This window comes from Rathayibacter sp. VKM Ac-2835 (genome assembly GCF_013266705.1).
Lineage (GTDB): Bacteria > Actinomycetota > Actinomycetes > Actinomycetales > Microbacteriaceae > Rathayibacter.
The window spans coordinates 1,232,005-1,252,157 of sequence record NZ_JABSNQ010000001.1 but is presented as its reverse complement, the minus strand read 5'-3'; the positions used below and the strand labels follow the sequence as shown (position 1 = coordinate 1,252,157).

Below are 20,153 nucleotides of genomic sequence, written 5' to 3'. Positions count from 1 at the left end.
AGGCCGCTCGCGGCCGTATCGAGATCCACTCGTGCCGCTCCGTCCACCCGGGATCCCTTTCGCTGGACAGATCCGCGCCTCGCGTCCGCCCGCTCGCCACCTACCCTCGACCCCATGAGCATCGCCGAGTCGCCCGCCACCTCGCTGTCCACCGTCGGCCACTGGATCGACGGCGCCCCCTCGCCGTCGTCGTCCGGCCGCACCGCGCCCGTGTACGACCCGGCGCTCGGCGTCGCGACCAAGGAGGTCGCGCTGGCCGACGCCGCCGAGATCGACGCGGCCGTCGCCTCCGCCAAGGCCGCGTTCCCCGCCTGGCGCGACACCTCGCTGGCCAAGCGCCAGCAGATCGTGTTCAAGTTCCGCGAGCTGCTCGAGGCGAAGAAGGGCGAGCTCGCCGAGATCATCACCTCCGAGCACGGCAAGGTCCTCTCCGATGCGATGGGCGAGATCACCCGCGGCCAGGAGGTCGTCGAGTTCGCGACCGGGCTCGCGCACCACCTCAAGGGCGAGTACTCGGAGCAGGTCTCCACCGGCGTCGACGTCTACTCCGTGAAGCAGCCGCTCGGCGTCGTCGGCATCATCTCGCCGTTCAACTTCCCCGCGATGGTGCCGATGTGGTTCTTCCCGATCGCCATCGCCGCGGGCAACACCGTCGTCGTGAAGCCGTCCGAGAAGGACCCGTCGGCGGCGATCTGGCTCGGTGCGCTCTGGAAGGAGGCCGGCCTCCCCGACGGCGTCTTCACCGTCCTGAACGGCGACAAGGTCGCGGTCGACGGCCTCCTCGAGCACCCGGACGTGAAGTCGATCTCCTTCGTCGGCTCCACCCCGATCGCGCAGTACGTCTACGAGACCGGCACCCGCCGCGGCAAGCGCGTGCAGGCGCTGGGCGGAGCGAAGAACCACATGCTGGTGCTGCCGGACGCGGACCTCGACCTGGTCGCGGACTCCGCCATCAACGCCGGCTTCGGCTCGGCCGGCGAGCGCTGCATGGCGATCTCGGTCGTCGTCGCCGTCGAGCCGGTCGCCGACGAGCTGATCGCCAAGATCCAGGAGCGCGCCGCGACCCTGCGGATCGGCGACGGGCGTCGCGGCTGCGACATGGGACCGCTGGTCACCGAGGCGCACCGCGACAAGGTCGCCTCCTACATCGCGATCGCGGAGGAGGACGGCGCGAAGGTCGTCGTCGACGGCCGCGGCATCGAGGTCGACGGCGACGAGAACGGCTTCTGGCTCGGGCCGACCCTGCTGGACGACGTCCCGATCACCTCGAAGGCCTACACCGAGGAGATCTTCGGCCCGGTCCTCTCCATCGTCCGCGTGCAGTCGTACGAGGAGGGCGTCGCGCTGATCAACAACGGCGCCTTCGGCAACGGCACCGCGATCTTCACCAACGACGGCGGGGCGGCTCGCCGGTTCCAGAACGAGGTCGAGGTCGGGATGATCGGCATCAACGTGCCGATCCCCGTGCCGGTCGCCACCTTCTCGTTCGGCGGCTGGAAGTCGTCGCTCTTCGGTGACACCAAGGCCCACGGCGCGGAGGGCGTCCGCTTCTTCACGCAGCAGAAGGCGATCACGAGCCGCTGGCTCGACCCGTCGCACGGCGGCATCAACCTCGGTTTCCCTCAGAACTGAGCGGGCCGCGAGATGCCACTTAGGAGCGACTTCTACGGCGTGTCCTGCTCACAAGTGGCATCTCGCGGGGCCCCCGCACGCCGACCATCGCAAGGTCGAGCGCAACCGGCGAATCGCGTGTCAGCGATTCGTCGTGGACGGACGTGCGTCGCTCTGTGGGGCGTCCCCCTCTCGCTCGGCCGACCGCGGCCGATCGACGACGGAGGAGGAGACCGGCGCCGAGAAGCACAGCGCCAGCCAGAGCTCCGTGCGCGCGTCCACGTCGTCCAGGTCGACGCCCAGCGCCCGCTCGATCGCGGTGACGCGGTTCCGCAGCGTGTGCCGGTGCACGCCGAGCTCGCGGGCCGCCGGCTCCCACGCGCCGTTGCAGCGGAGCCAGACGCGGGCGCTCTCGAGCAGCACCCCGCCCTCGGGGGTGAGCAGCGGCGCGAGCAGCCGCCGGGCGAGGGGCTCCGCACCGGCCGCGGTGAGCAGGCCGCGCATCCCCCGCGCCGACACGTCCTCGAAGCGGAGCAGCGGATGCTCCGCCGTCGCCCGATCGGCCGCGCGCCGGGCCTCCACGAGCCCCCGGTCCAGCTCCGACCACGCGACCGGCGCCGACGCGCCGGCCTGCGCGCCGTGCCGCTCCAGCACGCCCGTGATCAGCTCCAGGTCGTCCGCGCCCGTGATCACCACGAGCGCCCCGTCGCGCTCGGCGAAGAACAGCCGCGACCCGTTCTCCTCCGCGAACACCTCCAGCTCGTCGAGCAGCGAGTCGCCGCGCACCGGCTCGCTCAGCACACTCACCCGGACCGGCTCGGCAGGCAGCGTCCCCCACAGCTGCCGGGCGGTGCGCGCCGCGACGTCGAAGGCCCCTGCGGCCAGCAGCTCGAGCAGCCCCGAGCGCAGCTGCCGCCGCGAGGTGTCGAGGGCGCGCCGCTGCTCCAGCGCGATGCTCGCGAGTCCGATCACGCTCGCGACCAGGTCGTTGCCGGCCGGGTCGAGCGGAGTGCCGGTGCCGACCGCGAGCACGCCGCGCAGGTGATCGCGCTGCCCGAGGGTCTGCAGCGTCACGCCGCCGCCGACGTCCAGGCGCAGCCCGGCGCGGCTGCCCCGCGCGAGCGCGTGCCGCACCGCCGCGGCGACCGAGCGCTCCGCACCCGCCGGCACGTCGAGCCGCGTCGGCAGGTGCACCCGCTGCCCGACCGCGTCGTAGAGCGCGACCCAGCAGTCCAGCTGGCGCTCGAGCTCGGAGAGGATCGCGGCGAGGCCGTCGGGCCGCAGCGCCGCCCGCGCGACCCGGCGCTGCGCCTCCAGCGACCACTCCAGCCGCTCGCGCTGCTCCCGCGAGATGACGTCCGCGACGAAGCGGATGATCCCCATGAACGGGGTCAGCTCGGCGACCTCGAGCAGCGGCAGCCCCTGCCGGGCGCAGGCCGCGACGAGCGGCGCGGGCACCTCGTCGTGCACGATGCCCGTCGCGAAGCCCAGGGCCCGGATGCCGCGGCCGCGCAGGCGCGCCACGTACGCCTCCGAGAAGTCGGCCCCCTGCGTGCCCGGGCTCTGCTCGAAGTGCACGCCGTCGGTGAGCAGCAGCTGCCCCGATTCGAGCCACGGCGTCGGGTCGACGAGATCGGAGGAGTGCGCCCAGACCAGCGGGGCGTCGAGCGCCGCCTCGTCGTGCACGCCTGCGAGGACGTGGAGGCGGAACGCCGGCTCGGCGAGCAGGTCGCGGACGGTCGCGGGCACGGGCGGCTCCCTCGGAATTCGACGTTCTGTCCATCGTAGGGCGGAGGCTTCGACAAAGCGGGCCGCCCGCGACTCGGCGCCGCGCGGCACGATGGAGGCATGACGCTCTCGGACACGACACCCTCGGACACGACTCCCACCGGCAGCACCAACGCCTCTGTCACCGCCGCCGACCGCTCGCGGGTCTTCCACTCCTGGTCCGCGCAGGGCGCGCTGAACCCGCTGCCGATCGCCGGCGGCCTCGGCGCCGAGGTCTGGGACGTCGACGGCACCCGCTACCTCGACTTCTCCAGCCAGCTCGTCAACGTCAACATCGGCTACCAGCACCCCAAGGTCGTCGCCGCGATCCAGGCGCAGGCCGCCGTCCTCACCACCGTCGGCCCGGCCTTCGCGAACGAGACCCGGGCCGAGGCGGCGCGCCTGATCACCGAGCGCGCGCCCGAGGGCTTCGAGAAGGTCTTCTTCACCAACGGCGGCGCGGACGCCAACGAGAACGCGATCCGGATGGCGCGGCTCTACACCGGTCGCGACAAGATCGTCTCCTTCTACCGCTCGTACCACGGCAACACCGGCGCCGCGATCGTCTCGACCGGCGACTGGCGCCGCATCCCCAACGAGTACGCCCGCGGGCACGTCCACGCCTTCGGACCCTACCTCTACCGCTCCGAGTTCTGGGCGGAGACGCCCGAGCAGGAGTGCGAGCGCGCGCTGCACCACCTCGAGCGCGTCGTCCAGGCCGAGGGCCCGGAGTCGATCGCGGCGCTGCTGCTCGAGACGATCCCCGGCACGGCCGGCATCCTGACGCCGCCTCCCGGCTACCTCGCCGGCGTGCGGGCGCTCGCCGACCGCTACGGCATCCTGCTCATCCTCGACGAGGTGATGGCCGGCTTCGGCCGCACCGGCGAGTGGTTCGCCTTCGACGCCTTCGACGTCCGACCCGACCTGATCACCTTCGCCAAGGGCGTCAACTCGGGCTACGTGCCGATCGGAGGCGTCGTCATCGACGACCCGATCGCTCACCACTTCGACGAGCGCGTCTTCCCGGGAGGGCTCACCTACTCCGGTCACCCGCTCGCCGCGGCGAGCGTCGTCGCGACCCTCGAGGCCATGGCGGAGGAGGGCATCGTCGACAACGCGAAGACCATCGGCTCCGAGCATCTCGCCCCCGGCCTGGCCGCCCTCGAGGCGAAGCACGACCTGATCGGCGAGGTCCGCGGCTCCGGCGTCTTCTGGGCGCTCGAGCTCGTGAGCGACCGCGCCACCCGCGAGCCGCTGCCCGCCGCCGCCGTCGGCCGCCTGAAGGCCGACCTGCTGTCCCGCGGCCTGCTGCCCTTCACGGCCGACAACCGCATCCACGTCGTCCCGCCCGCCGTGGTCACCCCCGCCGAGGTCGCCCGCGGCCTCGCGATCCTCGACGACGCCCTGACGGCCTTCAGCGGCTGACCCGCCGGGTCTCGAGACGCCGCTCCGGGGCTACTCGACCAGCATGCTTCTGCCCCGACCATCGGCCGGCGGTCCTCCGAACCACCCGGCCACGCACAAGCCGTATCCGGGAATCCGCGTGCCAGCGGACTCCCGTCGGCGTACGCGAGACGCTCTGCGGAACGCGCGCGGCACTCCGCCGACCGCGAGACGCCGCCCCGCGGCGTCCTAGGAAGCGGAGTGTAGCGCGAACGCAGTGATGAACCCGAGGACGGCGTACAGCCCCGTCAGCACGTCGTCCCGGTCGAACGCCTCCGGGATCATCGTGTTCGAGATCATCGCGAGGATCGCGCCGGCCGCGACCGTCGTCACGAACGCCACGACCGCTCCCGGTGCGCTCGCGAAGACGAGGAAGCCGACGAGCGCGGCGATCGCGGAGAGCGCGGCGATGCCACCCCAGACGGTGAAGACGTAGCGGGCGGAACGGCCGTCGGCCTTCATGCCGACGGTCGAGGACAGGCCCTCGGGCAGGTTCGAGATCGCCACCGCCGCCACGATCGGCACGCTGATCGCCGCTCCCGCACCGCCCTGTGCCACGGAGAGGCCGAGCACGATCGACTCGGGGATCCCGTCGATCAGGGCGCCCGCGGCGATCGCGGTGCCGCCGCCGGCGGAGCCCGAGCCCTTCGCGCTCTTGCGGTTCCCGGCCCCGGCGCGGGTGAGCAGCGCGTCCGCCCCGACGAAGACCACGGCGCCGGCGAGCGTGCCGAGGACGGTCGGCAGGAGTCCGCCGTCGTCGGCCGCCTCCTGCACCAGCTCGTAGGCGAGCGCCGAGATGAGCACCCCGGCGCCGAACGCCGAGATCGCGGCGGTCAGCTTGGGCGGGACGCGGACGAACCAGGCGAGCGCCGCTCCGACGAGGAGGGTCGCTCCGCCGATGGCGCCGCTGAGCAGCGCGAGGGACCAGGGAGGCACGGCGCCCAGCCTGTCAGGCGGACGCGGGCCGCGGAGCGGGGTTGACGGAGCTCGGACTCGCGCGGCTGAGCGCGCTCATGCTGGTCGAGTAGCCCCGCAGAGGCGTCTCGAGACCCACCGTCGCCGGCACGGCGGGTCTGCGGGCTCGTCCTTCGACACAGCCTCCTCAGCAGCGCTCCGAGACGTACCCCTCGTCCTTCGGCGTCAGCAGGTCGCGGTCGCGCAGCAGCACGCCGATGCCGTCGCCGCGTGCGCACGCCCGCGCGAAGACCGCGTCCGCGTCGTCGACGTCCGTGTACTCCACCTCGTAGACCCGCTCGCCGTAGACGTCCCTGTAGGCGTCGCACTCCGCGAACACCTCGCACTCCTCCGTGATCGCGAAGTCGAAGCCGAGGCCGCGCATCTCCTCCGCGCGCTCGGCTGCGTTCTTCTGCCCGATCGCGAGCCCGGCCCGGTGCGCGGCCTCGACGAGGCCGCGGGCGAACGCCGCGGTGTCGTCGTCGGTGAGCAGCCCCTGGGAGCGGGTGGCGGAGTCGAGGTTGTCGGCCTCGACGGCGTCGAAGCCGCTCTCGGCGCAGCCCTCCAACCACGGCCCGACCACCTCGAGCAGGGCGTCCCGCTTGGCCTCCGTCGACACGTCGAGCAGCGTCTCGTCCGGCCAGTCCGGATCCGTGATCGGCTCCCCGTCGGCGTCCCGCAGCAGCAGGTCGGGGCGCGACTCCCACTCCGCCTCCTCGCCGGGCTGCGTCTGGAAGGCGTTGACGTAGCAGACCGAGTACACGCCGGGCGCGGGCTCGGCCTCACGATCGCGGACGACGAGCTCGACGCCGTCGGCCGGCGGGTAGCTCCCGCCGAGCTGGTAGTCGAAGCCCGCGCCGGCCGGGGGAGGGGCCGACTGTCCGACGGTTGCTGCGCATCCGGCGAGGAGGAGGGCCGTCGCGGCCAGGCAGCACAATAAACTGGCCGAATGGCGGAGTTCAGCGCGAGTGTCTTTCAGAACGAGTTCCTCTCGGACGGCGCGACGGATGTGCACGCGATCGTGACGGTGACCGCCTCCGGCACCGGCGCGGCCGGCAGCGACGGAGCGGCCGCCGAGATCATCATCGTCGACTGCTCGGGGTCGATGACCGGCGAGAACATGACCGCGGCCAAGCGCGCCGCCGCCGTGGCGGTCGACCAGATCCTCGACGGCACCTTCTTCGCCGTCGTCGCCGGCTCCGAGCGCGCCGACCGCGCCTTCCCGTACCCCAACGCCTCCGTGTCGATGGTGCGGATGGAGCCGGGGGCCCGCGCGGCCGCGAAGGAGGCCATCGGCTACCTCCAGGCCGACGGCGGCACCGCGATGGGCACCTGGCTGACCCTCGCCCGACAGCTCTTCTCCAGCGTCCCCGAGGCGAAGCAGCGGCACGCGATCCTGCTCACCGACGGCAAGAACGAGCACGAGTCGCGGATGCAGCTCGACGCGGCGATCCGCGCGGCCGGCGGCGTCTTCCAGTGCGACGTCCGCGGCGTCGGCTCGCGCTGGGTCGTCGAGGAGGCGCGCACCATCGCCAGCGCGCTGCTCGGCACCGTGGGCCTCATCGCGAACCCGGCCGACATGGCCGCCGACTTCGAGCAGCTGATCCAGGCGTCGATGGGCCGGGGTGTCGCCGACGGCGAGCTGCGTGTGTGGACCCCGCAGGGCTCGCAGCTGCTCTTCGTCCGCCAGGTCGCCCCGAACCTGGAGGACCTGAGCTCGCGCCGCACCTCGGTGAACCCGCTGACCGGCTCCTACCCGACCGGCGCCTGGGGCGACGAGTCGCGGGAGTACCACGTGGCCGTCCGGGTCGCCTCGAAGCCGGTCGGCGCCGAGCAGCTCGCCGCCCGGGTGCAGCTCAGCGTGCGCGACGAGGTCGTCGCCTCCGCGCTGGTGAAGGCCCGCTGGACCGACGACTCCGCGCTCACGGCGCGGATCGATCCGGCGGTCGCGCACTACACCGGCCAGACCGAGCTCGCCTCGGCGATCCAGGACGGCCTCGCCGCGAAGGCCGTCGGTGACGACGCCACCGCGACGGTGAAGCTCGGCCGCGCCGTGCAGCTCGCCGCCGCCACCGGCAACGACGAGGCGACCGCGAAGCTGCGCAAGGTCGTCGAGATCGACAATCCCAACGAGGGGACGGTCCGGCTGAAGCGCGGCGTCGCCCGCCTGGACGAGATGGCGCTCGACACCGCCTCGACGAAGACCACGCGGGTGCGCAAGTGAGCTACCGCTGCCCGGAGGGGCACACCTCCCAGTCCGGCGACTACTGCGACGTCTGCGGTGCGCCGATCGCGCCGGCCGCGCCGTCCGCCCCCGCGCCCCGCGCCACCGACCCGACCACGGCGATCCCGACCGGTCCCGCCGTCTGCCCGAACTGCTCGTACCCCAACGAGGCCGGCGCGCTGTTCTGTGAGAACTGCGGCTACGACTTCACCACCGGCTCGCTGCCCGAGGCCGACCCGTTCACCGAGTCGGGGGCCGTCCGCGCGCCCGGCGAGGTCGGCGGCTCCGCCACGCCGGCCGGCGATCCCGCGGCTCACCTGGGCGAGGCGCCCGCTCCGGCCGCTCCCGGTGCGCCGCCCGCGCTCGTTCCGGAGGAGGAGGCCGGCTTCGACGTGCCCGTCGCCACCGCGCCGCCGGCCGCGCCGCCCACCGAGGTGATCCGCGAGGTCACCGGGAGCACGCCGACGGCCGCGCCCGCCGCCCCCGCGGCCCCGGAGGAGGACGACCCCTGGATCGCCGAGGTCTGGGTCGACCCCGACTGGTACGCCGAGCAGCGAGCCGAGGACCCGATGCCCTCCGCCGGCCCGCCGACGATCGTCGTGCTCCGCGAGCGCTCGGTGCTCGTCGGCCGGCCCTCCGCCTCGCGCGGCATCTCGCCGCAGATCGACTGCGGCACCGACTCCGGCGTCTCCCGCCGCCACTGCCAGCTCAACACCGACGGCTACCGCTGGTGGGTCGAGGACCTGCAGTCCGCGAACGGCACCTACCTCGCCGCGGCCGGCGCCCCGCTGCCGCAGACCCCGGTCCCCACCGGCCAGCGCCGCGAGATCGAGGAGGGCGACCGCGTCTACGTCGGCGCCTGGACCCGCATCGTCCTCCGCCAGGCCTTGCCGGGCGAGGCCTGACTCCCGCCGACCGACGCCGCCGAGGAGCCCGCGGAGCGGGCGTATCGAGATCCGCCGTCACCGAGAGCGGAGCCGCCGGGCTCGCGTGCCGGACTGGGCGGGTCTCGATACGCCACTGCGCGGCCACTCGACCGGGATGGGTCACCGGGCGCGCAGCGCGAGCGCCGGGTCCTGGCGGCTCGCTGTCCACGCGGGGATCGTCGACGCGGCGAGTCCTGTCAGGAGTCCGACGCCGAGTCCCGCCGCCGGCAGCCAGGACTCGAGGATCGGAGTCCAGCCCTGGAGCCCGGCGATGACGAGCGTCGCGGCACTCCCGACGGCCACGCCCACCGCTCCGCCGAGCAGGCCGATGAGGAGGCCCTCGGCGAGGAAGAGGCGTCCGACCGCGGTCCTGCTGGCGCCGACGGCCCGGCGCAGTGCGATCTCGTGCGCCCTGGCCTGCACGGAGAGGTGCAGGGTCGTCGCGGCGCTGATGGTGGCGAGGACGAGCAGGATGAGGGAGATCAGTGCGATCAGGGCGCCGAGGTCGCTGCCGATGCCCGTCCGGAGATCGCGGAGGTCGGCGACGGTCTCGACGCCGAACCGTCCGGGGTTCGCGGGATCGAGCCGAAGGGGGACCGCCTCCGCGACGGCGGCGGGATACCCGGGCTCGGTGCGGATCAGGAGCGCCGTCGTGACATCGGCTGAGCCCTGCAGGACATCGGAGGAGACGATCACCGAGTCGGCGAGGTCGGCCTGCCGAGGCCCGGCGTCGAGGACGCCGACGACGTCGACCGTGCGGCCGTTCACCCAGAGCCGGCAGCCGGGTCCCGGAGGAGGGAGCTCGAGCGTCGCCGCCGCGTCATGGCCGACGATCGCGATCCCCTGCAGCGACCGGTCATCGAGGAGTCCGAAGGTGTCCGGACCCACGGGCGATGCGCCTGTGAGCCGCAGGTAGTCCGAGGAGGCGGACATCAGCCTCAGCGGCGATCCCCTCTCCGGCTCGGTCGGCGAGAGGCGCTGGATCGAGGCGGCGCCTCCCGACGCCACGGAGGCGGAGCCGACTCCGGCGACTCGCGGCAGAGACGACGCCGAAGCGATCCACTCGGAGAGGCGACGGTCGTCGTCGCGCAGGAGATCCGTGCCGCCGGGGACCGAGACGCGCACCTCGTCGAGGGCGGCCGCGCTCAGCCGGTCCGCGACGCTGCCGGAGGCGCTCTCGCTGACCCCGATGGAGGCGACCAGACCGCCGATGCCCAGCGCGAACGCGAGCAGCAGGAACAGGGTGCGCGCCAGCCGGGTGGTGACGACGTCGACGGCGTCGCCGAGGTCGTCGGCGAGCGCCGTGACCCAGCGGTGAGGACTCCTGCGCGATGGTTCCGCCTCCTCGGCATCCGCCTCCGCGGCGGCCCGGTGCACTGGCGCTCGGGGAGGGAGGGCCGTCGACGGGTCGACAGTGCCGTCGACGATGCGGATCGTGCGATCCGCGGCCGCCGCGATCGTCTCGTCGTGGGTGATCAGGACGACGGTGACTCCGCCGGCGTGGAGATCGCGAAGGTAGTCGAGCACCGCCGTCCCGTTGGCCCGGTCGAGATTGCCGGTCGGCTCGTCGGCGAGGATGATCCGCGGCCGGGTGGCGATGGCGCGAGCGAGGGCGAGACGCTGCTGCTCACCGCCGGAGAGGACCCGCCCGGCGGCGTGTGCCCTGGCCTCCACGCCGAGCCGGGCGAGGGCGTCCAGCGCCCGCGTGCCGCGCTCCGCGAGCGGGACGCGCTGCGTGCGGAGTCCGAGCGCCGCGTTGTGCAGCGCGGAGACGTCGCCGAGGACGAACGACTGCTGGAACACGAATCCGAAGACCCGGGACCGGAGGCGGTCGCGCTCGCGCTCGCGCAGGGAGGCGACCTCCGTCCCGAAGACGCGGTAGCTGCCCGCCGTCGGAGTGTCGAGCAGGCCGAGGACGTTCAGCAGCGTGCTCTTGCCTGAGCCGGACGGACCGACGATCGCGACGAACTCCCCCTGCTGCACGGTGATGCCGATGTCCCGGATGCCGGTCGCGGGGTCGGCGCCGAAGGTCCGGGTGATCCCGGTCAGCTCGAGGGCGGCGCGCACGGGAGGAGTGCCGACGGTCACTGCAGGATCACTTCGCTCCCGGGCGGGAGGACGTCGCCGGCGATCGCGGTCCAGCCGTTCCCCGAGTAGTCGACGGTGACGGGCACGCGCCGGGGCTCCGGCCGCTCCGGACCGGCGTCCGCCTCGGCGTCGTCCGGCACGAGGACGAAGGTCCCGTCGGCGTCCTGCCGGAGGGCGACCGTCGGCACCGCGAGGGACTCCTCGTGCTCGGCCTCCGGAAGGACGGTGACGCTCAGCCCCGGCGAGAGTCCGGCGAAGGCGGGATCGGCCGAGGTGACCGTGACGTCCCGGCCCGGTGCCTTGCCGTCCGAGGCCTCGACGAACTCCCCGATCGCCGTGATCGTGCCCGCGAGCTGCCGGGTGTCGGCCTGGATGCTCACCTCCTGCCCGTCGGTCAGCGTCGCAGCGTTCACGGCGTCGGCCCGGAACGAGACGGTGTTCGGCGAGGTGCGGACCCGGACCAGCGGGACCTCAGCCGTGACCGTCGCGCCGAGCGGGAGGGCGCTGGTGACCGTCGCCTCAGCCGCCGCTAGCGCGACGAAGCTCGCGGAGGGGATGAGCAGGCCCGGGGGCCGGACGACGCGGGGCTGCTGTACCTCGGGCGTTGGGGAGGAACTGGGCTCCGACGGGTCAGGATCGGTCGGCGACGGTTCCACCGGCTCGGGGGCGGCGGCGGTCGGCGCGGGGAAGCCGTTGTCGACGAAGAGCTCCGTCACTGCGGCGGTGGTCCGCCAGTCCACCCAGCCCGTCACCTCGATGTCCGCCCCAGTCTCGCGGAGCGCGCGCTGGAGGGAGGAGACGTCGTCGCCCTCGTCCTCGGTTCGCAGATCGCGGTAGAGCGCCAGCGGGCCTGGCACGGCGAAGACGGGTCGTCCCGAGACGGCGCCGACGAGACTCCCCGGTCGGACCAGGTCGCCGACCTCGACGGTGCGCCTGGTGACGACGGCCGGGACTCCCGAGGGGATCGTGCTGAGCGCCTGCTCGCTCCCGGCGACGACGCTGCCGGCGAACGCCGTGCGAGAGTCGACGACCCGTCGCTCCACAGGCGCGGTGACCTGGATCGACTGCTGCGCCTGCTCTCCGGGTCCGTGGTCCGGCGCCTGCACCAGGAGCCCGGTCAGGAAGGAGGCCGTGATCGAGCCGAGCAGGACCAGGGCCGCGACGACCGCCCGCAAAGGGTGCTCTATGCGCCGGAGCCGCATGGTGCTCGGCTCTGCACCCCCGCCGTCAACCATGCGCGGCGATGTACGCGCGCGCGGCCTCGAGGAGTTGCTGCTTGCGCTCCTTCTCCTCGTTCAACGCCGCCTGGTTCGCGTCGATCAGCGGCTGCTGGTACGCGGCTTCGAGGTCGGCGAGCGTCTGCGTCAGTCGGCTCTCGGTGTTGCACCGGGCCTCGATCGAGGCGAGCCGGATCCCTTCTTCGCTGCTCCCCGCTCCTTCGTTCCCCAGCAGCGCGTAGGACTGCTCCGTCAGGTAGTACTCGCCTGTCTGGGCGGTGAGTCCGGCGTCTTTCAGACACTGCTCCCAGGGCTCGCGGGCGCGATGCCAGCGTTCGTCCTTCCGAGCCTTCGTCAGCGCCTCGCTCTCCAGGCGGGAGGCGAGACTGTTCAGGTACTCGTCCTGCGGCGGGTTGACGGTAGCCATCGCCGTCCTCACAGATTCGTCGTCTTCGTAGCAGGCGTCCCGCGCCGCGGACCATTGCATCCCGCCGACCGCGCGTGCCTGCTCCAGCGCGACGTCCAGTGGGGAGTCGGCGGAGCCGAAGCCGTAGCGTGCCGCGCGCTTCTCGTCCCACATCCCGAAGGTCCGGTCGTCGAGGTCGGTCGTCGGGTCGGCCGGAGTGCGAGCGACGGAGGAGGTGAAGCCCTTCTTCTTCATGCACTCTCCGACCACGGCTTCCGCCGCCGTATCGAAGACCTGCTCGTCGGCGTGCCGCCCGTAGAAGGCGTACTCGTTCAGCGGCATGACGATCTCCCCGCTGACCGGGTCTAGGTAGGCGTGCGCCGAGTCATCGGGTTCGACTCCACCGGCAGTGCAGCCACTCAGAACTGCTAGAGAGGCGAAGGCGCCCAGGGCGCCCCGGAGGATCCGTCCGCCGGGGCGCCGTCGTCGACCGTCCACTAGTTGTAGCTCTGGATCCGGTCGTTCCAGGTCTCCAGCCAGTTCAGGCCTGACGTGAGACTCGACAGGGCTGACACATCTCCCTGCAGACGGATCGAACGCCCGACCATTCCGCGGTTCTCGTAGAAGGTCTTCCGGTTCGGCGTCTTCAACGACGACGCCTTTCGATTGATCGAACCGAGACCGTCCTTCTCCACCCATGTCGCCTGGTAGGCGTATCCGCGGAAGTCGGCGTCCTCGTAGATCGGGAAGGCCGACGCGATCGGCGCCGCTCCGAGGGCGAGTGCTGCGGTCACCGCTCCTGAGGCGAGAAGCGCCCCGTACCTGTTCTTCATGGTCCATCTCCATCGATCGGACTATCACCGCATGGTGACCGAGCCGTCCTGGCCCGACGAGAAGAGACGGTAGATGAGCGTTAGTCGACTTGCAAGGGAGTGTCGTCCGCTGCTCGCTCGGCGGCGCTCGACGCGCCTTCAGGCGCTGATCGACGCAGCGAGGGCCCTCCGGTGCGAGTGCTGGAGCGGAGTCTCGATACGCCGCTGCGCGGCTACTCGACTAGCGGGTGGGGTGCGCGGCCGCCGCTGTTGCTGCAGCCCCTGCATGCTGATCGAGTAGCCCGCGGAGCGGGCGTATCGAGATCCCCACCGGCAGGACGCTGAGTCGGCAGACCCGTCCTGCTGGTGACGGGGGGTCTCGATAGGCCCCTGCGGGGCTACTCGACCTGCAGGAGGCGCGGCCGCTCGACGAGCGGGCTGTCGGCTCAGCGGCCGGCGAGGAGTCCGAGCATCCAGGAGAGGGCGGCGACGGCGCCGACGCCGACGACGCTCGAGCCGATGATGACGGCGCGGCGCAGGCGCACGCGGCTGCCGTCAGGAGCAGAGGCGGCCTCGCCGGCAGAGCACGCGGTCATCCCCGCGCGCAGGCGGTGCGCGACCTGGTCGGCCGTGGGCCGCTTCGCCGGGTCGCGCTCGGTCATCGAGGTGAGCAGCGCGCGCCAGGGCGCGGGCAGCGTCGCCGGGACGACGGGGGAGCGGTTGAGGCGCGCGATCGCGGCCTCGAGGACGGTGCCGGAGTACTCGCGGTGCCCGGTGATCGCCTCGAGCAGCACGAGGCCGAGCGAGAAGACGTCGCTGGCGCCGCTGATCGGCTCGCCGGCGACCTGCTCGGGGCTGACGAAGCTGGCGGTGCCGATCACGATGCCGTCGCTGGTGAGGCGCGAGCCGTCCATGAAGTGGGCGACGCCGAAGTCGGTGAGCTTGGCGGTGCGGGTGTAGCCGCTGGAGGCGACCTCGCTGACCAGGATGTTCGCGGGCTTCACATCGCGGTGGACGACGCCGCGCTCGTGCAGGTAGGCGAGCGCCTCGGCCAGCTGCGTGCCGATCGCGGCGACCTCGTCCGGCGCCATCGGGCCCGGCTCGAGCCGCGCCTCAAGGGTCGGATCGGCGACCAGCTCCATCACGACGTAGCGGCGCACCTCGCCGCCGAAGTTGTGCAGGCCGGCGTCGAAGAGGTTGACGATCCCGGGGTGCGCGAAGGAGCTGAGCATCCGCACCTCGCGCTCCTGGCGGGCGACGTCCTCGGGGTTCGAGGCCTCGGCGCGGAAGACCTTCACGGCCACCTCGCGCTGCACGGTCTCGTCGCGGGCGCGGTACACCGAGCCCATCCCGCCCGAGCCGATGCGCTCGATCAGGTAGTAGCGACCGGCGACCCGCTGCTGGGCGGCATTGGCGGCGATGGTGCTCACGACGACCCCGCCTTCTGCTGGAGCGACGTGCCCCGCGGCGCTCCGGACGAGCGCCTGGGTAGACGGTACCGCGGTGCCGCGACGACGGGGAGCGCAATAGCCGGGATTGACATACGGCCGTGATAGAAGCAGTCGATCCGACCCCGAGCGACTGGGCTCAGCGCAGTCCGCTTCGGGAGAAGCCCTGCACGAAGTAGCGCTGGAAGATCAGGAACAGCACGACCATCGGCAGCACGTTCACCAGCGCGAAGGCCATCGTTCCGCCGTAGTCGCTGCCGAACTGCCCCTGCAGGTAGAGCAGCCCGATCGGGAGGGTGAAGAGGACGTTCTCCTTGAGGGCGATCAGCGGCCAGGCGAAGTCGTTCCAGGAGCCGAGGAGCGACATGAAGAACAGCACCGCGATCAGCGGCTTCGAGAGCGGGAGCACGATCCGGGTGAAGACGCGGAAGTGGCCGGCCCCGTCGATCCGGGCCGCCTCGATCAGGTCCCGCGGGATCGCGAGGATGAACTGCCGCGCCAGGAAGAGACCGAAGGCCGAGGCCGCGGTCGGCAGGATGACGGCCCAGTAGCTGCCGTAGAGGCCGAGATCGGTGACGAGCCGGAAGAGCGACACCATGATCACCTGCACCGGGAGCGTCAGCGTCGACAGGGCCAGCAGGAAGAGCACGCCGGAGCCGCGGAAGCGCAGCTGCGCGAAGGCGTAGCCGCCGAGCAGGTTGATCGCCACGGTGATCAGCGCGGTGGTGAGGCTGATCGCGAGCGAGTTGCCGAACCAGGTCGCGACCGGGAACGAGTCGAAGACGCGCTCGAAGTTGGCCAGCGTGAACTCGCGCGGCCACAGCCGCAGCGTGCCGCCGAGCAGCTCGGCGCGCGAGGAGAACGCGACGACGAGCATCCAGTAGAGCGGGAAGAGGATGACGAGCGAGACGAGGATCGCGAGGACGAGCCGGAGCGCGGTCGTCGAGCGGGAGACGCGGTTCATTCGACGAGGTCCCTCGAGCGGTTCGTGCGCCACTGCACGGCGGTGAAGATCATCGTCAGGATCAGCAGGACGATGCCGATCGCCGCCGCGTAGCCCTGATCGCGGGTGACGAAGCCGGTGTCGTAGGCGTAGGTCACCAGCACCGAGGTGGAGTTCTGCGGCCCGCCGCCGGTGAGGACGAAGACGATGTCGAAGACCTGGAACGAGTAGATGACGTTGAGGATGAGCAGGAAGAACGTCGACGGGCCGACCAGCGGCACCGTCACGTGCCGGAACTGCTGCCAGCCGTTCGCGCCGTCCAGCCGCGCCGCCTCGTAGAGCGCGGGGTTCACGCCCTGCAGCCCGGCCAGGTAGATCAGCATGTTGAAGCCGGTCCGCCACCAGAGCGTCACCAGGATCACGGAGGCGAACGCCGCCGCGCCGCCGGACTGCCAGGCGATGCGCGGCAGTCCGATCGTCTGCAGCAGGCCGTCGAGCACGCCGCTGTTCTCGTCGAAGATCAGCACGCCCATCAGCGCGGTCGCGACGCCCGAGACGGCCATCGGCAGGATCAGGATCGAGCGGAAGACGGGCCGGGCCGGCAGCACCGAGTTCAGCAGCACCGCGGCGCCCAGGCCGAGCGCCATCGAGAGCGGCGTGACGATCAGCGTGAACAGCGCGGTGTTGAGGGTCGAGCGCCAGAACAGCGGGTCGCTCAGCAGCCGGGCGTAGTTGTCCAGGCCGATGAAGACGCCGTCGCCGAAGCCGTTGGTGCGCTGGAAGCTGAGCAGGAACGCGCCGACCAGCGGCACGAAGACGAACAGCGCCAGCATCAGCAGGTTGGGCGCGAGGAACCCGTAGGCCGCGACGGTCTCGCGGGCGGCGGGCGCCCGGGAGGTGCGGCGCGGTCGCGCCGTCACCTCCTCGGGCGCGGGGAGGGTGCGGGTCACCGGATCCTGCCGCTCACTGCACGGCGGTGGCGATGCCGGAGCTGAGCTTCGCGATCGTGTCCTCGGTGCTCTGGCCGCCGACGAACGCCTGCTCGAGCTGCTCCTTCAGCACCGCGATGATCGCGGCCATGTCCGGTGAGGCGACCTGCGCCGCGTCCTCCGCCTGCACGGTGCCCGCCTGGCCGAGGAAGACCTCGGCGAGCTCGGGGCGCACCTCGAACTCGATGCCCGACTCGGTCAGGTCGCGGCGGGTGGGCAGGAGCGAGGCGCCGGCGCAGAAGTCGCGCATCGACTCCTCCTCGGTCACGAAGGCGAGGAACGCCGCCGCGAGCTCGGGGTTCGCGGTCGCCTTGGTCGCGACGAGGGCGTTGCCGCCGAAGTCGCCGCCGCCGCGCACGTTCCGCGGGGAGTAGGTGGCGCCCCACTCGAAGTCGAGGGTCGACTCCGCGTCGGGGATGAGGAACGCGCCGCCGAAGGTCATCGCGGTGGTCTGCGAGTACCAGAGGTCGCTCGCGTAGGTCGTCGCCTGGATCGAGCTGCTCGGCGGCACGAGGCCGTCGGTGAAGAAGCTGCGGCTGAAGTCGATCGCCGCGCGGCCGGCGTCCGAGTCGATGGCCGGCGCGGAGAGGTCCTCGGTGAGGAAGCGGCCGTCGGCCTGGAAGAGCAGGCTCAGCCAGCGGGTGACGCCGTTGCCCTGCCAGTTGTAGGCGAAGGGGTAGCGCTCGGCGGGGAGCGAGGCGCGCAGCGTCCGGCCGACCTCGGTGAACTCCTCCCAGGTCCACGCCTCCTCCGGCGAGGCCGGGAAATCGGTGATGCCCGCGGTGGCGAGCGCCTCGGTGTTGTAGAGGATCAGGGAGGTGTCGGTGTGGTGCGGCACGCCGAACGGGCTGCCGCCGCTCTGCACCGCGGCCCAGGCCGGGTCGGTGAAGCGCTCGGCCACGTCGGCCTCGAGGTGCGGAGTGAGGTCGAGCAGCTGGTCGCGACCGGCGTAGCTGCCGAAGGTGTAGTACGGCACGCGGAAGACGTCCGGCGGGTTGCCCGCCTGCAGCTGCGCGTCGATGTTGGTGAACATCTGCTCGTACGGCACCGAGTTCAGCGCGACGGTCGAGCCGGGGTTCGCCTCCTGGAACCGGTCGATCGCGCGCTGGAAGCCCGCGAGTTCGGCGTCCGTGCCCCAGGTGGTGAAGGTCAGCGTGCCGCTGTCGGCGCTCGCCGCGGGGCGGGCCGGCGCGAAGCCGCAGCCGGCCAGCACTGGGACCGAGGCGGCGACGCCCAGGGCGCTGAGGAAGCGACGCCGATCCAGCGTCACCCGATCGAAGGCGCTCCTGCCCAGCGACGTCGTGTCCAGAGCCATCATGGCCTCCCCTCGGGGGCCACCGGCGGGCCCTCCGAGGGGAGGCTAGCTGCGGGCATCGGCGTGCGCCGCTACTGGACGGATCCGCGCTCCTGTGAGAGAAGCGGTGCTCAGCTCCGGCGGCCGAGCATCCCCTCGAACGAGCCGTCGAGCGCCCACGGGTCCGCGGGAGCGCGCGAGGTGCGCGCCGCCTCGGTCGCGAGCTCGCGGCCCGCCCGCTCGATCCGCGAGGGCAGCGCACGGCCGTCCTCGGTCGCTCCGCCCCAGTCCTCGGTCGCGGCGAAGACCGTCGTCGACAGGGGAGCGGCGTGCAGGTAGCTGAAGAGCGGGCGCATCGCGTAGTCGACCGCGAGCGAGTGGCGGGGCGAGCCGCCGGTCGCCGCGAGCAGCACGGGCAGCCCGCGCAGCGCCTCGGTGTCCAGCACGTCGACGAACGACTTGAAGAGCCCGCTGTAGCTGGTGGTGAAGATCGGCGTCACGGCGATCAGGCCGTCGGCGCCGGCCACCGCGTCGAGCGCGGTCTGCAGCGCGGGGCTCGCGAAGCCGGTCAGGAGGTTGTTCGTCACGTCGTGCGCGAGGTCGCGCAGCTCGACGACGCTGCGCTCGACGGTGAAGCCCTGCTCGGTGAGCGAGGCCTCGGCCGCGTCGGCCAGGCGGTCGGCGAGCAGGCGGGTGGAGGACGGCGTGCTGAGGCCGGCCGAGAGGACGGTGATCCTGCGGGTGTCCATGGGCGGGGCCTCCTAGGCGCTGACGGGGACGGGCTGCTCGGCGCGGGCGGCGACGAGCGAGGAGTGGGTGGGCGCGTCCGGCACGTGCGCCGGGCGGCCCTCGGCGAAGCCGGCGCGCAGTGCGGGCAGGATCTCGCCGAGCATGTCCATCTGCTCGAGGACGGTCTTCAGCGGCAGGCCGGCGTGGTCCATCAGGAACAGCTGGCGCTGGTAGTCGCCGACGTACTCGCGGAAGCCGAGGGTGCGGTCGATGATCTCCTGCGGCGAGCCGACGGTGAGCGGGGTCTGCTCGGTGAAGTCCTCGAGGGAGGGGCCGTGGCCGTAGACCGGGGCGTTGTCGAAGTAGGGGCGGAACTGCGAGACCGCGTCCTGCGAGTTCTTGGCCAGGAAGATCTGGCCCCCGAGCCCGACGATCGCCTGGTCGGCGCTGCCGTGGCCGTAGTGCTCGAAGCGCGAGCGGTAGAGCTGCACCATCTTCGCGGTGTGCGAGGCGGGCCAGAAGATGTGGTTCGCGAAGAAGCCGTCTCCGTAGTACGCGGCCTGCTCGGCGATCTGCGGTGAGCGGATCGAGCCGTGCCAGACGAACGGCGCGACGCCGTCGAGCGGGCGCGGGGTCGACTGGAAGCCCTGGAGCGGCGTGCGGAACTGGCCCTCCCAGTCGACGAACTCCTCGGTCCACAGACGGTGCAGCAGGTCGTAGTTCTCGATGGTGAGCTCGATGCCGCGGCGGATGTCCTTGCCGAACCAGGGGTAGACCGGGCCGGTGTTGCCGCGGCCGAGCATCAGGTCGACGCGGCCGCCGGCGAGGTGCTGGAGCATCGCGTAGTCCTCGGCCAGCTTCACCGGGTCGTTCGTGGTGATCAGGGCCATCGCGGTGCTGAGCTGGAGGCGCTCGGTCTTCGCGGCGATGTAGGCGAGAGTCGTCGTGGGGGAGGAGGACCAGAACGGCGGGTTGTGGTGCTCGCCGAGCGCGAACACGTCGAGGCCGATCTCCTCCGCCTTCAGGGCGATCGCGAGGGTGGCCGCGATCTTCTCGGACTCGGTCGGGGTGCGGCCGGTCGTGGGGTCGGTGGTGATGTCGCTGACCGTGAAGATGCCGAACTGCATCGGGCGCTCCTTCTCTCCGTGGCCCCGTCCTGGCGAGACCTGATCCATGCATTTGCATGTACATCCTCATCCAACCACGGAGAAGCCACGTTATTCCCGGACCCGTCGGAGGGAGTCCGCTCGCCCTCCGATCGCCCGAAACATCCCCGCAATCTGCCCCGCACTAGAGTCGTGC

Annotated in this window: 17 protein-coding genes; 4 read left to right on the top strand and 13 right to left on the bottom strand. The window is 72.2% G+C overall.

From position 1 onward, the window contains the following. Positions 1 to 114: 114 nt before the first annotated feature. Positions 115 to 1,632 (top strand): CoA-acylating methylmalonate-semialdehyde dehydrogenase, encoded by a 1,518-nt coding sequence (locus tag HRK28_RS05905; RefSeq protein WP_302051441.1) that lies wholly within the window; start codon positions 115 to 117, stop codon positions 1,630 to 1,632. Between the two features lie 120 nt (positions 1,633 to 1,752). On the opposite strand, the gene HRK28_RS05900 is transcribed toward HRK28_RS05905, so the two are convergent. Then, positions 1,753 to 3,360 carry a PucR family transcriptional regulator gene (locus HRK28_RS05900; protein WP_173250683.1) on the bottom strand — a complete coding sequence of 536 codons (1,608 nt, stop codon included), beginning with the start codon at positions 3,358 to 3,360 and terminating at the stop codon, positions 1,753 to 1,755. 99 nt (positions 3,361 to 3,459) lie between these two features. On the opposite strand from HRK28_RS05900, the gene HRK28_RS05895 reads away from it, so the two are divergent. Beyond that, a complete protein-coding gene (locus HRK28_RS05895) occupies positions 3,460 to 4,803 on the top strand; it encodes an aspartate aminotransferase family protein (protein ID WP_173250682.1) in 1,344 nt (447 codons plus the stop codon). A gap of 207 nt (positions 4,804 to 5,010) precedes the next feature. Here the strand turns inward: HRK28_RS05895 and HRK28_RS05890 are convergent, their stop codons facing one another. Together HRK28_RS05890 and HRK28_RS05885 are read right to left on the bottom strand one after the other, a co-directional pair. After that, positions 5,011 to 5,757, bottom strand: coding sequence for a ZIP family metal transporter (locus HRK28_RS05890; protein ID WP_160087421.1), 747 nt, complete (start codon positions 5,755 to 5,757; stop codon positions 5,011 to 5,013). 166 nt (positions 5,758 to 5,923) lie between these two features. After that, positions 5,924 to 6,712, bottom strand: a complete 789-nt coding sequence (locus HRK28_RS05885) for an endo alpha-1,4 polygalactosaminidase (RefSeq protein ID WP_217274403.1) — start codon at positions 6,710 to 6,712, stop codon at positions 5,924 to 5,926. A 12-nt stretch (positions 6,713 to 6,724) separates the two neighbouring features. Here HRK28_RS05885 and HRK28_RS05880 point away from each other — a divergent pair, with 12 nt between their 5' ends. Then, positions 6,725 to 7,999 carry a VWA domain-containing protein gene (locus HRK28_RS05880; protein ID WP_173250681.1) on the top strand — a complete coding sequence of 425 codons (1,275 nt, stop codon included), beginning with the start codon at positions 6,725 to 6,727 and terminating at the stop codon, positions 7,997 to 7,999. Then, entirely contained in the window at positions 7,996 to 8,904 is a 909-nt protein-coding gene (locus HRK28_RS20735) for an FHA domain-containing protein (RefSeq protein WP_173250680.1), read from the top strand. Before HRK28_RS05880 ends, HRK28_RS20735 begins: the two co-directional genes overlap by 4 nt. Before the next feature lie 141 nt (positions 8,905 to 9,045). On the opposite strand, the gene HRK28_RS05870 is transcribed toward HRK28_RS20735, so the two are convergent. The 10 genes from HRK28_RS05870 to HRK28_RS05825 all read right to left on the bottom strand — a co-directional run bounded on the left by HRK28_RS05870 (position 9,046) and on the right by HRK28_RS05825 (position 19,978). After that, a complete protein-coding gene (locus tag HRK28_RS05870) occupies positions 9,046 to 11,013 on the bottom strand; it encodes an ATP-binding cassette domain-containing protein (protein WP_173250679.1) in 1,968 nt (655 codons plus the stop codon). Further along, a complete protein-coding gene (locus HRK28_RS05865) occupies positions 11,010 to 12,188 on the bottom strand; it encodes a hypothetical protein (RefSeq protein ID WP_173250678.1) in 1,179 nt (392 codons plus the stop codon). The genes HRK28_RS05870 and HRK28_RS05865 overlap by 4 nt, the downstream gene beginning before the upstream one ends. Positions 12,189 to 12,240: 52 nt before the next feature. Further along, the gene (locus tag HRK28_RS05860; RefSeq protein WP_173250677.1) at positions 12,241 to 12,978 is read right to left on the bottom strand and encodes a hypothetical protein; all 738 of its coding nucleotides are present in this window, start codon (positions 12,976 to 12,978) and stop codon (positions 12,241 to 12,243) included. 155 nt (positions 12,979 to 13,133) lie between these two features. Beyond that, positions 13,134 to 13,430: a hypothetical protein gene (locus tag HRK28_RS05855; protein WP_217274402.1), complete on the bottom strand. Its 297-nt coding sequence runs from the start codon at positions 13,428 to 13,430 to the stop codon at positions 13,134 to 13,136. Between the two features lie 464 nt (positions 13,431 to 13,894). Beyond that, positions 13,895 to 14,878: a serine/threonine-protein kinase gene (locus HRK28_RS05850; RefSeq protein ID WP_173250675.1), complete on the bottom strand. Its 984-nt coding sequence runs from the start codon at positions 14,876 to 14,878 to the stop codon at positions 13,895 to 13,897. Positions 14,879 to 15,035: 157 nt separating this feature from the next. After that, positions 15,036 to 15,860, bottom strand: a complete 825-nt coding sequence (locus HRK28_RS05845) for a carbohydrate ABC transporter permease (RefSeq protein ID WP_160087439.1) — start codon at positions 15,858 to 15,860, stop codon at positions 15,036 to 15,038. Continuing rightward, positions 15,857 to 16,789 carry a carbohydrate ABC transporter permease gene (locus tag HRK28_RS05840; RefSeq protein ID WP_244231774.1) on the bottom strand — a complete coding sequence of 311 codons (933 nt, stop codon included), beginning with the start codon at positions 16,787 to 16,789 and terminating at the stop codon, positions 15,857 to 15,859. The genes HRK28_RS05845 and HRK28_RS05840 overlap by 4 nt, the downstream gene beginning before the upstream one ends. 13 nt (positions 16,790 to 16,802) lie before the next feature. Beyond that, complete coding sequence (locus HRK28_RS05835; protein ID WP_244231775.1) at positions 16,803 to 18,146, bottom strand: sugar ABC transporter substrate-binding protein; 1,344 nt, start codon at positions 18,144 to 18,146, stop codon at positions 16,803 to 16,805. Positions 18,147 to 18,253: 107 nt separating this feature from the next. Next, positions 18,254 to 18,871, bottom strand: coding sequence for an FMN reductase (locus tag HRK28_RS05830; RefSeq protein WP_160087441.1), 618 nt, complete (start codon positions 18,869 to 18,871; stop codon positions 18,254 to 18,256). A gap of 12 nt (positions 18,872 to 18,883) precedes the next feature. Then, positions 18,884 to 19,978, bottom strand: coding sequence for an LLM class flavin-dependent oxidoreductase (locus HRK28_RS05825; protein WP_160087443.1), 1,095 nt, complete (start codon positions 19,976 to 19,978; stop codon positions 18,884 to 18,886). Between the last annotated feature and the right edge of the window lie 175 nt (positions 19,979 to 20,153).